We start from the raw sequence: 12,013 nt of genomic DNA, 5'->3' as shown, positions 1-12,013 counted from the left end.
CGTCAGCGCCCGAAATGAGTGCAGGTTGAACCGCAGGTTCAAGTCCATTCGTCTTTAATCTTAAATTTAGGCAAAAAAAAAGCCTCCGGTACGGAAGCAAAAAGATGGTGCCCAGAAGAGGACTTGAACCTCCACGCCAAAGGCACTAGATCCTAAGTCTAGCGTGTCTACCAATTTCACCATCTGGGCACATATTCGGTTTTTAAAAAACTTCATTGGTAAGGCGTGAGAATATTTATAAGGGAGTTTACCTAATATGGCAAGAAAAAAATTAAGCTGCTGTCTTATTTTTAATATTAAGCTTTCTTTCTAAGTCCTTAATTTTATTTAAAAGGATCTTATTATCCTGATTAAGCCTATGATTATCTTTTTTATAATCAGCAATTTCTGTATCTTTTTTTGAAGCAAGTATTTTTTGTTTATCAAGTAATTTCTCAAGATGACTTAATTTCTTATCATTAGTGCCTTTATTAAGGGCAGCCTTCTTTGCTTTTTCGAGAGTTTGTATCTGAGACTGAGCAAACTTTAACCTATGCTTATACTTCTTAACTTCATTCTGAGCTTCTTTTAGCTTATCGAGATGACTTTGAGAGTTTGCAACTAGTGCATCTTCATTTATTTTTTCAATTTCCTTCTCTAAGTTCTCAACTTTTACCAGTTCTTCTTTATATTTCAATTGTAGAGTAGCTAACTCTTTTTTCTCAGCTGCTGCGAGTTCATTTGCTTCATCAACCTTCTTACTCATTCTCTCAATTGAGTCATTCTTTAATTCGATCTCTTTTGTAAGCTGATCAACTTTAGACTCTAAGTCTTGTACCCAACGATCATCTCCATTAAGGGCCTTTGTACTCTTTAATTCCATCTTGCTTTGGACTTCACTATTGTCATCTGACTTTATAATTACAGTATCATCTTCGGACTCTACCTCTAGTGCCCCTGTAACAACAGTTAATTCTTCTTTGAGATGTTTTGACTCATAAATCGCTGTTGAGCCATTCTCTCTTGTCCTCTCTAGCTCATCTTTCATCTTATTAAATAAAAGACTCATACGTGCTACTTTGGCCTTCATTTGGGCCATCTCTGAAGACTTTAAGAACTCTTCAACATTTTGACCTTTAGCTCTTATAATTTCTTCTGCAATATTACCTTCAGCACTATCCTTTATAGTAACAAAGTCTTCTTCAACGACAGAATAATTATCACTTACATACTCTTTAACATTTTCAATATATTCATCATAAGACTTTACAACTGTTTTATCTAAAACTTCATCAGCAATTTCATTCTTTAGCTTATCACCATCAAGAGGCCAACTATCAGGTTTAACGAGTTCTTTGAAAGTTTTTCTATCAATATTATTAAAGAACTTATCATTGAACTCTTTAGGGTTACAAAAAGAATCTTTAACTGTAGTAGTGATTGCTTTCTCTAGATCAACATTAACCTCTGTAAAAAGACTTTTCTTAATAAATGCAATTTCATCATCTTTGAGTATTTTTAAAATAGCTTTATCTGGATATGCATCAAGGTTATCTAGAAAGTCTTCTTCATTACAATTTCGCTCCTTCATAAAAGCAACGAGTTCTTTCAGCGCCTTTACAGTAACTTTCTTCACAATTGGATCATGGTAGTTATTATGATCAATTACATTATCTGTAACATCTGCATTAGGGATATCTTCACGACTGATTTGAGTTGAATTAGTAAAGACAAAGCGAGCAAAGTAGCTTGTCATTTTCTCAATTGTAAAACAAATTTGAAGCTGTCCTCTTCGATCATTTCTTTTTAAAGAAAAGAAAGAGCAAGAATCTAATACATATGTGCTTATTTTTTCAATAAGTGCATCATCAATATAGATTGAAAATGCATTTATATAAATCAGCGCCTCTTCATTACTTAGAAATAAATCGATTTCAACAGGACTGGCCTGCTTTACTAAAATAAGTTCAGATAATAATGGCTGTAAAATACTTGCATAATTTTCAACTTCAAATGACTTCTCATCTAGTTTTAAATTAATAAGATCTGTGTAGTAACCAATACTAAATCGAGAGCTAATTTTATATTGTTTCACTGAAGTAAATGTACTTAATTTTCTTTGCTTAGGTGTATGTTTAACTCCAAAGAATTGTTCAATTTCTAGAACAACATTTTCTTTACCAAGCAGAATAGCATCTGGATTAACTGATGCCCTCTCAATTGTTACATCATCACCAACATAGAGAATTCGTGAATCAGCAGAAGCATTAAAACTAAGATCATTAGTGATAATATTTGATTTATTACTAAGATCATCAGCTGCAGTCGTATTTATAAGATTTATATCTAAAGATAGAATCTCTCTTAATTTATTAAATATGTCGTCAGTTAGGAAAGTGTAGACATCAATCTGAAGGCTCATCTTACGCCTCCTTCTTGAGTCATTATCTCATTAAGATAACGATAGTCTTTCAGTGTTGATAAAATTGACTTAAAAATAACTTCTAAGTCTGCTTCATTAAAATCAAGCTTAAGTGCGAATACTTTGTGGTGAATCAGTGACCAAATAGAGCTTATATCATCACTTAGATTATAGTTTAGCTCAAAGAAGTTCTCGGAAAGTCCCTTTAGATATTCACGATTTATCAAATTTCGATCATTACTATCATAGGCATTATGAACCTTTTGATGACGAGATACATGTGAATAATAAGTTAGAATAATCGTATTATAAACTTCTTTTAAAAATACAAAATCATTATATCCGCTAATAAGGCACATATACATCGTAACAGTTGCTACAAGCTGCGCTCTTTTGAAAGTCATAGCATTTTTTCTAATGAAATCATCTTCAATATTTAAATTAGTTGAATTGAGGTCATTAAATACTTCGTAACAAATAAATAGGAAATCAAGAGTCGTGCTTTTCTCTTCACCTTTTAGAACTCGATAGAAGTCTACTAAAATCAAATTACGATATCGCAGTCTTAAATCTTCAATATTAGCATTTGATAATTCATTGAAGTGATCGATAACTTTAGAAACTCTTTCTTCATCGATAATGATTTCTTGAATAAATTGATCATTGGTAGTTGCTAGTTTTTCAACGAGATCTAAATTCGCAAACTCACCAGCATGGCCCACACATAGCCGACGGCCACTAGGACGACACCAATACAACTCCCCTCTAAGAAGAGGTGCCTCTTTGATGTGAATAGAACTTAGTTTTATTTCTCTCATATACCCAAGTTACTAAAATTAAAAGGCCCTAAAAGGGCCTCTTAATAATCTTTATCGGATATAATCGACAAAATATTTAGATATTTTTAATCTGACTATTTTACTACGCTTTACCTTTAAGCTTTGGATCTAGAGAGTCACGAAGAGCATCTCCAAGAAGGTTTAGTGCTAGAACAAGCACAAACATTGCTAGTGTAGCCGCAGAAAGCTGCCACCAAACTCCACGAGCAAGCTCAAGTTTTGAATCATCAATCATTGTTCCCCAAGATGGCTGACCTTGTACGCCAAGTCCTAAATAAGAAAGGATTACCTCAGACTTAATGGCCTGTTGAAATCTTAGTGAGAATTGAATGATAACAATGTGGAAGATATTTGGAAGAATATGCTTAAACATTCTTCTCATATTACCAGCTCCAAGTGCTGCCGCTGCTTGGACATATTCTCTTTCCTTGTGACGAAGAACTTCACCACGCACAAGACGACATAGACCTACCCAAGAAGTTACCCCAAGAGCTAAGAATAGTGACGACGTACCTTTTCCTAGTACCATTGTTACGGCAAAAAGAAGCATGATATATGGAATCGATGCAAGTGACGTGTAAAACCAAACAATGATTTCATCGACTTTTCCACCAAAGTATCCGGCCATAAGACCAAGAGTCACACCAATTACAGTTGAGATCATTGCTGTTGAGAAACCAATCCCAATTGCCATCTCTGCACCTTTTAGTGTTTTATAAACAACAGAGCGTCCGAAAATGTCTGTTCCAAATAATGCATCGGCACTTGGTGGCATATAAGATGCACCAATTTCTTTTGACCATTCACCTGCAATTACACCAAAGAATGTAAGTGCAGCTAGTAATACATATAATCCAATAACAACCATACTAAAGACTGCGGCTTTATCTTTTTTAAGCTCAGTCCAAGCATGTCCCCATAGTGATTTTGATTCGCTTGATAAATTTGCTGACATGACAACTCCTACTTTAACCTTACTCTTGGATCAACGATTGTATATAGAATATCCGTAATTACTGTGAAGATGATATAGGCCATTGCCGAAAGAATCGTCATTGCCTTAATAACTGGGAAGTCATTATCAAATACAGCTTTTACAGTTAATCCACCTAGCCCTGGAATTGAGAAGAAACTCTCAAGAAGTAGAGCACCTAAAATAAGGAAAGGGATTTGAATAACTACATATGTAATAATTGGGATTAATGAATTTTTTAAAACGTGCTTTAAAAGAACGACTCTTTCACTAAGACCTTTTGCACGAGCAGTACGAACATAGTCTTGGTAAATATCATCTAGAATAACTGTTCTAAAGTAACGAAGGTCTGGACCTAAGTTTAAGACGACCATAATAATAACAGGAAGAATGATGTAAGGAATAAAGTAAGGGAATCCATGTTCATAACCTGAAATTTCAAACCATCCTAGCTCATATGCAAAAAACTTTTGGAAGAAAAGAATGTATGCAAGAGAAGGAATACTCATTAAAGAGACACTTATAATAACTAACGTGCGGTCAATTGCTTTACCTCTAAAGAAAGAAACAACAATTGCCAGTAAGATTGAAAGAATAGTCGATATTAAGAAAGCTGGAAGAGTTAAAGTAAGAGATGGTACTGCACCTTCTTTAATCATCTCAATAATACTCTGCTTAGTTGCCCATGAACGACCAAAGTCAAATGTGAAGGCAGACTTTACGATACCAATATATTGTTCAACAAGAGGACGATCTAAACCTAGCTCGTGTCTTACCTCTGCAATTTGTTTAGCACTCGCGTGCTTACCTAATAAAAGTTGGGCAGGATCATAACCAGAAAGGTTAAAGATCGCGAAAATAATTAAACATACCCCAAGAATAATAGGGATCGTATAAAGTAATCTTCTTAAAATATATGACCAAGTATTCACAAAAACAGCTCCTTAGCTCTTACTTAATTAAAGCGTTTCGCTTATTTAAAAAAGCAACCATTTCGATTGCTTCATTAAATAAGCGCCGGAGAAAACTCCAGCGCTATAAATCAATTATAATTTTGATTGCATATTCTTTTTAGCTTCAAGATCAATATCTAGGTATTGAGCTTGACCAGCTTCAAAGTCAGTTGTGATGTAGTTCTTTAACCAGCTATGCTTGATTAGGTATGACTGACGGTGAACACCGTAAAGCCATGGAACTTCTTCAGCTGCCATCTTATTAAGCTGCTCATAAATTGCAGTTCTCTCTGGAGAATCTTGCATGATTGAAGCTTTTGCGAAAAGTTCATTGAATTTTGGATTGTCGTAACCTGATCCGTTAGCACCTGGTGAACGATTTGGTCCGTAAAGAAGCTGTAGGAAGTTTTCAGCATCTGGGTAATCCGCACCCCATGCGATTCCGTAAAGCATAACCTGACGAGCAGTGATTTTCTTTTGTAGCTCCGGCCATGAGTTTTGAACAACTTTAATATTTACACCGATTTCGGCCATTTGCTTCTTGAAAAGCTCACCAATCTGTCTTGAAGTTGAAGAACTTGGACAGTCATAAGTAATTTCAGGAAGACCTTTACCTTCTGGGTAACCAGCTTTTGCAAGAAGAGCCTTAGCTTTCTCAAGGTCACGGTTTCTGTAAGGGCTTACATAACCAGGCATATTACCAGCGATCCCCGGAGGAACAACCGATTGTGCCGGAAGAGCTGTATCATTATAGAATAACTTATTAAACTCTTTAACATTATAAGCAAGAGCAAGTGCTCTTCTTAAGTCAACATTGTGAAATAGTTTTAAATCGTGATTGAATGCTGTGTAAGTAACATCTAGAGATGGTGAAACTGAAAGCTCAATTCCTTTCTTAGCGAACTCATCACCTAGTCCCTTACCTGGAGTAACAGCTGATTCAAAGTTATCTTTTGGAATACCAATATAATCAACTCTCCCCTTTAGGAAGTTTAGCCATCTTGGTTGATCTTCTTTGATAATATTAACTTCGATTTTATTTACGAAAGGAACTTCTTTACCTGCATACTTAAGCATATGCTTGAATTCATCACTTGCTTCAGTTGGGAAAAGTTTTTTTCTAAAATTAGGATTTCTCTCGTAAGTAAATTTCTTTGCAGACTGACGGAACTCCTTAAGCATAAATGGCCCTGTACCAACTGGGTGATTAAGGAACTCTTTCCCGTAGTGATCAACAACTTCTTTAGCAACAACAAATGTGAATGGCATTGCAAGAGAGTATAGAAATTGTGGGAACTGCTTCTTTAATTTGAACTGAAGAGTATACTTATCTAAAGTTTTTAGTCCCTCAACAACTTCTGTGTAATCAACAGTATCTTTTTTAGAGTTTTTCTCACGCCACTCATCAAGACCTACAACCTTGTCTTGAAGTAGCCACCAACCAAGCCCCTGAAGCTTTGGGTCAGCAAGTCTTTTAATTGAGTATACGAAATCTTCTGCAACTAGCTCACGACCTTTACCATCTTTAAAAGCAGCATCATCGTGAAATAGAACACCTTTTTTAATTTTGAAAGTATAAGTTAGTCCATCTTCAGAAACTTCTGGTAGAGATTCTGCAAGGTTTGGCACAAGCGTGTATGGTCTTTTTAAGTAATGATACTCAAGTAGACCTTCATAAACACGACCAACTTCATTTGAAGAGTACTTGTCGTTTGAGTAAATTGGATCCATTCCCTTCACTTCTGAAGTAACGGCCAGGTGTAGAACTTTTTCACTAAGATCTACTTTTTTTGTACATGAAACTGTTAAAGTTAATAGTCCCATGATTAAAAATGAAACAAGATTCCTTGATTTCATAAACCATCCTTTGTTCAAAAAATTATTGCATAGAATAATACTAGAGTAATTTATACAAGAGATAAGATAAATTTACTAGAATTTATTAGGAAACGGTGTTGCGCTGCTAGATAGATTCACAGCTATCGACGATTAAATCTAAGGCCAAAATTCTCTGCTCTTTTTGTGGGTTCTTCGTGTGTCTAATTCCTTCGAGTCTGATGAATTTATATTCGTTGGCCTCGAGCTGACTGAAGCTTGCGTGATACTCATACTTTCCAAGCATCTTTCTTTCGAAGTCTACATTGCCATTACTGTAATGTGTAAGCTTCCCTTCAAGACACCCACTGTCACAATAATTGCTATCGATATTTTTTAAGTCACTAAAGAACAGACGATTCTTAAGCAAGAAATCATCTAATATTTTTAAAGAAGTATAACGCCCTGCCTTCACCAGCTCAGTTGAAATTTTCTTATAGAGAGTTCCTTCAACTGGCCTAGTAGCGTCGAGTGGAAGAATAAGAGTTTCTTGACCTTTAAAAGGAACATCAATGGCCAAGCTAAAAGTTTTTTTATTTAAAATAGCATTGTAAGTAAAGCGATCTTGGTTTTTACCGAATTTCAAACGGCCACGACCTTTAAACTCTTTACAAAGACCACTGCTAAGAAGCTTATGGGCCACAACTTTATCAGTTGAGCCCTTAGCATTTATGTCTTTTTTAATTGGATTTGATGTACAGGATATTAACGAGATGCCGGCAAGCGCACAGAGTCCAGCTTTTCGATATAATTTAGAATTTCTTCGCGTTCTTTTACTTTCGTACAATTTTTAAGTGCCTCGACATAATATTGACGAGCCTTTTCCGGCTTCTTCAATGAAGTATATATGAGCCCTAAGTGCTTTGCAATGACCACATCATCGCTAACAAGAGCAAATGCTTTCTTAATTTCACGGTATGCTTTTTGATACTCGCCAGTTTTATAGTAGTACCAACCTAAAGAGTCACGGATGTAGCCATCTTGAGGATTAAGCTGAACTGCTCTTTTAATATAAGCATAGGCTTTATCCATATGAACACCTTGCTCTAAGTAAGTATAGCCAAGAAAGTTTAGTGCATGAGAATTATTAGGATCACGCTTTAGGATATCTAGCATGATCTTCTCAGCCTTTGTGAAAGCCTTATCCTTTTCATATAAAGAGGCTAAATAGTATGCGTGTCCATCAGTATAACTATTGTGCTCAATTTGAGATTCCATTAAAGCAATAGCTCTTCCAAGGTCTTTTCTATTTTCGTAGTAGCCCGCAAGGATTACCTCTAGTTCAAAGCGTAACTCTTTCGAAGCTTTTGAACGCTCTTTAACGAATTCAACAAAACGCTTTTCTTGAGAACGATCTTTCTGAGCATAAGTATTTAAAATATTAGCAATCTGAATATTAGATTCATGAAAGAGAGAGCTATCTTCTTTAATACGTGAGAAGTAAGTTACAGCTAAGTCACCCTCATTAGACTTCTGATACAGACTCGCTAGGTAGTACAGAACTTTATCAGAATCCGGTATTACAGAAAGAATCTCTTTAAAGATACCTTTCGCATCTTCGATTCTATCCGTTTCAGTATAAATAACTCCAAGTCTCACTTTTAAATTTAGGTTCTCAGGATCAAGCGCTAGTAGCTTTTCTAAGTATGGGACAACTTTCTCATACTCTCCATCAGAGAATAATAAATTAACGTACTTTCCAAGAGCTGTATAATTACTCGGATCATACTTTAAGAACTTATGATAAAGAAGTTTCGCAGAGTTGAAGCTTCCTTCTTGTTCATAGATCATACCTAAAAGGATAGTGCTCTGTTGATTTGTTGGATCAAGCTTTAAAGAAGTATTAAAATACTTTTTTGCATTTTTGTAATCAGACTTTTCAAAGTAAATCTTACCCTTATGAAAAGCATAATCACTGCGATTATCACGGTCTTTTTTCGAACAGTAACTTAATGTACCAACAGCTTTGTTAAACTTTTTTACATCAACATATGCCTTCGATAAGTAAATACAAGCTTCACTTAGAATTGGCTTTGTTTTATAGACTAGTTGACGGTATAGCTTAATTGATTTCTTTGAGTTACCAAGGGCCCCGTAAACCCCAGCAAGTAGTAACTTAGCCTTAATCTTAATTTCTTTATCTGCATGTTTAATTAGGTACTCAAGCTCTTTTTTTCCATCTTCTAATTGGCTCGACTTGATTAACTCAACAGCATATTTCTTTCTAAGGTAAATATCCTTGGGCTTTAGTTCAACAACATGCTTCAAGATTAAAGAAGCTGAAACAGAGTCACCACTTAATGAAGCATCTGCTGCTTTTAAAAATAAGTCACTTGCAACAAAGTTTACCGTTGCCTCACCCTTTGTTTTTGCTTCTTCTACAATTTCACTTAGTGACTGATCAACAAACTCTTGTGCACGCTTTGCTTTCTCAAGGTCAGAAATCGTACTTGAGAGCTGTGAATCTTCATTAATCCTAGAGTCAGAATCATCTTTAACACTACTAGTCGTAGCACAACCAACAAGTGTTACTAAAGCTACGGTGCAGAGTGAATTTCTAATAAAAATTTTAAACATTTAATATCCTTGGCCTTACTGCCTCAATCACTCATCGTCCTAAACAGATATTTCTTAAAGAAAATTAATCCTTAATTTTGTAGGGGCAACTTAGGTAAGTACTCAAGAATCAACAACTTACATTAGTTCGACCTAATGCATGGTAAACACCTGAAATCATGGCAAATAAATGGATTCTCTTTGAATTTAGATAAAATTAAGAAGCCTATCCCTTGACAGTTACTGTCATAGACTGTTACTTCTCTGATGCAAATTTCAAAACGCTAAGCAATAGACACAGCGGGAAATCAATAAAATATATGAACACCAACCTGTCTTTTGTTATAAGTTGAACTTGTAAGTATTTAATTTTACTTATTTTGTATTAACGGTGAAATTTATACAAAAAGCTTAACTATTAGAAGGCGTCGTGTTAATTATTAACTCGTTTTAGCTCAAGAGAATTCTAAAATTAAACTTGAGATATATTCGTAAACCAATAGGGGTAGTAGAATGAATGATGTAAGAATTATTAAAAGGTACCAAAACAGAAAACTTTATGACACACACCAAAGTTGCTATGTAACACTTGAAGAGATCGCTCAAATCATCAGAGAAGGTCACGAGATTCAAGTAATCGATAACAAGACTAAAAACGACATCACTTACATGACTCAAATCCAACTTCTTTTTGATCAAGAGAAAAAGTCAACTAAGCCAGGTGACGTTGAACTTCTAAAGAGAGTTATCCGTGGTGAAGAAGGTACATTCACTGGATATATTAGAGGTCTAGAAGGTATTGAAGCTCCTGTAGTTGAAGAAGCTCCAGCTCAAACTTTCAACGCTTTCAACAGTGCAGCAAACCTAAACTCTTCTGTTGAAACTACGACTACTTTAAACTAATATAAGGCAGTTATTACTGCATATATATTTAGTTTAGAGGGTGAAATGATTTCTAAAATTTCAAAATCTATATTAAGGCCTGCAGTTATTCTAGCAGGCCTTTTTATTTTTGGTGTTCAAACACAAGCACAAACAGTTAAACAACTGACTTCTTCAAAATCAGCGAAGAAAAACTCTGAGGCAGCTGCCGCTGCAGCACTACTTAGTGGACAAGAACTCCATATTCACTCTATTGGGATCGGTATTGGACAAACTCTACTAATGAGCGATCTTCAAGATAATGGTGAAGATAAGATTACAGCTGAATTATTCTATAATTATAAGGCTTCTTACTCGTTTGACTTCTACGCTAACCTTCACTATTCAAAACATGAATTTGAAAATTCTTATTCAAAGATAGCAGGTCTTCTTTTTGGGGCCAAAGGAAAGCTATTTCACTACGATGCATTCCAGCCTTTCTTTGCAGTTGGACTTGGGTTCTTTAGACCTCAAATCAAAACTGAAACGTATAAGTCGGATGCTAAGACAGTATTTGGTTATCAACTTGGTGCTGGTGCGGACTTTGATTTAAATAGAAAAATCTCTGTTGGTGCTATGGCCTCATTCAATGATCCGTTTGACGTAGATCAAGAGAATCGCTCAGATGTTGAGGGATACTACTTTAAAGTTCTACTAACGGTATTCTACAAATTCTAATGAAGTTTAAAGACTTATATATCGTCACGGGAAAGGGAGGCGTTGGAAAAAGCCTCACTTCCTTGGCGCTGACTAAGTCGATTTCTGAACTTAATCATAATAAGAATGTATATTATTTCTCATTTGAACAAAATGAGGATATTGCACTGATTAAATCTCTTAATATCAATACAGTTGAACTAACTCACTTAAGCTCAGTCCAAGAATATATTGCTCGAAAGCTCAATTCTAAAACAATTGCAAAGTGGATTGTTTCAACTTCTTTCTTTAAGGCCCTCTTTGATATGGTGCCAAGCTTTGGCCAACTCATTTTCCTAGGGCACATTATTGACCTTGCAAAGGATGAAGAGAATATTGTGATAGTTGATGCACCAGCATCTGGTCACCTACTTTCAACGATTCACTCACCTAAGGTCTTTAAAGATATTTTTAAAATTGGACCAATTGCAAACGATATCGATAAGATGCATAACTTCTTAACGAATAAAGAACACACTCAATGTGTTGTTGTTAGTATTCCAACGGAGCTTGCTGTTGAAGAGGGAGTTGAATTAAGAGCTGAACTCACTGACGAATACAATATTTCGACAATTGAAGTTCTCAATTGTGACTTAACTTTGAATAAGTTCCCTGAAGATGATACTCCAGACTTTATTAAGGTAAAGATTGAGAATCAAAAACAATTACAGAAGAAGTTTCAGGTAAAATATGATCTACACTTTCCGCTAATTATTGCTCAAAACCAAGAGCAACAAGTAGAGGCGTTGAGTGATCTAATTATTGAAAAAATGGATATTTTCAAATCCGAATAAAAATA

10 protein-coding genes and 1 tRNA gene are annotated in these 12,013 nt (G+C 35.2%); 3 read left to right on the top strand and 8 right to left on the bottom strand.

Annotated features, from left to right (window positions below):
• Positions 1 to 105: 105 nt before the first annotated feature.
• The 8 genes from ACRXC1_RS01800 to ACRXC1_RS01765 form a co-directional block, all read right to left on the bottom strand.
• Positions 106 to 189: transfer RNA gene (locus ACRXC1_RS01800), tRNA-Leu, on the bottom strand.
• A gap of 82 nt (positions 190 to 271) precedes the next feature.
• Positions 272 to 2,401, bottom strand: a complete 2,130-nt coding sequence (locus ACRXC1_RS01795; protein WP_433656036.1) for a hypothetical protein — start codon at positions 2,399 to 2,401, stop codon at positions 272 to 274.
• Entirely contained in the window at positions 2,398 to 3,219 is an 822-nt protein-coding gene (locus ACRXC1_RS01790) for a hypothetical protein (RefSeq protein WP_433656034.1), read from the bottom strand. The genes ACRXC1_RS01795 and ACRXC1_RS01790 overlap by 4 nt, the downstream gene beginning before the upstream one ends.
• Before the next feature lie 103 nt (positions 3,220 to 3,322).
• Entirely contained in the window at positions 3,323 to 4,195 is an 873-nt protein-coding gene (locus ACRXC1_RS01785) for an ABC transporter permease (RefSeq protein ID WP_392857575.1), read from the bottom strand.
• 8 nt (positions 4,196 to 4,203) lie between these two features.
• The gene (locus tag ACRXC1_RS01780; RefSeq protein WP_392910012.1) at positions 4,204 to 5,145 is read right to left on the bottom strand and encodes an ABC transporter permease; all 942 of its coding nucleotides are present in this window, start codon (positions 5,143 to 5,145) and stop codon (positions 4,204 to 4,206) included.
• 114 nt (positions 5,146 to 5,259) lie between these two features.
• Positions 5,260 to 7,023 carry an ABC transporter substrate-binding protein gene (locus ACRXC1_RS01775; RefSeq protein ID WP_433656031.1) on the bottom strand — a complete coding sequence of 588 codons (1,764 nt, stop codon included), beginning with the start codon at positions 7,021 to 7,023 and terminating at the stop codon, positions 5,260 to 5,262.
• A gap of 106 nt (positions 7,024 to 7,129) precedes the next feature.
• A complete protein-coding gene (locus ACRXC1_RS01770; RefSeq protein WP_433656029.1) occupies positions 7,130 to 7,684 on the bottom strand; it encodes a hypothetical protein in 555 nt (184 codons plus the stop codon).
• A gap of 62 nt (positions 7,685 to 7,746) precedes the next feature.
• Positions 7,747 to 9,618 carry a tetratricopeptide repeat protein gene (locus tag ACRXC1_RS01765; protein WP_433656027.1) on the bottom strand — a complete coding sequence of 624 codons (1,872 nt, stop codon included), beginning with the start codon at positions 9,616 to 9,618 and terminating at the stop codon, positions 7,747 to 7,749.
• Positions 9,619 to 10,110: 492 nt separating this feature from the next.
• Between ACRXC1_RS01765 and ACRXC1_RS01760 the strand changes: the two genes are divergently transcribed.
• From ACRXC1_RS01760 to ACRXC1_RS01750, 3 genes are read left to right on the top strand one after another with little or no spacing between them, the layout of a single operon-like run.
• Positions 10,111 to 10,500, top strand: coding sequence for a polyhydroxyalkanoate synthesis regulator DNA-binding domain-containing protein (locus ACRXC1_RS01760; RefSeq protein WP_021265786.1), 390 nt, complete (start codon positions 10,111 to 10,113; stop codon positions 10,498 to 10,500).
• A gap of 45 nt (positions 10,501 to 10,545) precedes the next feature.
• A complete protein-coding gene (locus tag ACRXC1_RS01755) occupies positions 10,546 to 11,196 on the top strand; it encodes an outer membrane protein (RefSeq protein ID WP_392910003.1) in 651 nt (216 codons plus the stop codon).
• Complete coding sequence (locus tag ACRXC1_RS01750; protein ID WP_392910001.1) at positions 11,196 to 12,008, top strand: ArsA-related P-loop ATPase; 813 nt, start codon at positions 11,196 to 11,198, stop codon at positions 12,006 to 12,008. The genes ACRXC1_RS01755 and ACRXC1_RS01750 overlap by 1 nt, the downstream gene beginning before the upstream one ends.
• Positions 12,009 to 12,013 lie beyond the last annotated feature (5 nt).

The organism is Halobacteriovorax sp. GFR8 (assembly GCF_050955245.1).
Taxonomy (GTDB): domain Bacteria; phylum Bdellovibrionota; class Bacteriovoracia; order Bacteriovoracales; family Bacteriovoracaceae; genus Halobacteriovorax_A.
The sequence above is the reverse complement of the archived record's forward strand: the minus strand, read 5'-3'. Positions and strand labels throughout refer to the sequence as shown.

Coding starts and splice junctions, on each gene's coding strand:
- ACRXC1_RS01795 (WP_433656036.1), bottom strand. CDS start 2,401: ATGAGCCTTCAGATTGATGTCTACACTTTCCTAACTGACGACATATTT.
- ACRXC1_RS01790 (WP_433656034.1), bottom strand. CDS start 3,219: ATGAGAGAAATAAAACTAAGTTCTATTCACATCAAAGAGGCACCTCTT.
- ACRXC1_RS01785 (WP_392857575.1), bottom strand. CDS start 4,195: ATGTCAGCAAATTTATCAAGCGAATCAAAATCACTATGGGGACATGCT.
- ACRXC1_RS01775 (WP_433656031.1), bottom strand. CDS start 7,023: ATGAAATCAAGGAATCTTGTTTCATTTTTAATCATGGGACTATTAACT.
- ACRXC1_RS01765 (WP_433656027.1), bottom strand. CDS start 9,618: ATGTTTAAAATTTTTATTAGAAATTCACTCTGCACCGTAGCTTTAGTA.
- ACRXC1_RS01760 (WP_021265786.1), top strand. CDS start 10,111: ATGAATGATGTAAGAATTATTAAAAGGTACCAAAACAGAAAACTTTAT.
- ACRXC1_RS01755 (WP_392910003.1), top strand. CDS start 10,546: ATGATTTCTAAAATTTCAAAATCTATATTAAGGCCTGCAGTTATTCTA.
- ACRXC1_RS01750 (WP_392910001.1), top strand. CDS start 11,196: ATGAAGTTTAAAGACTTATATATCGTCACGGGAAAGGGAGGCGTTGGA.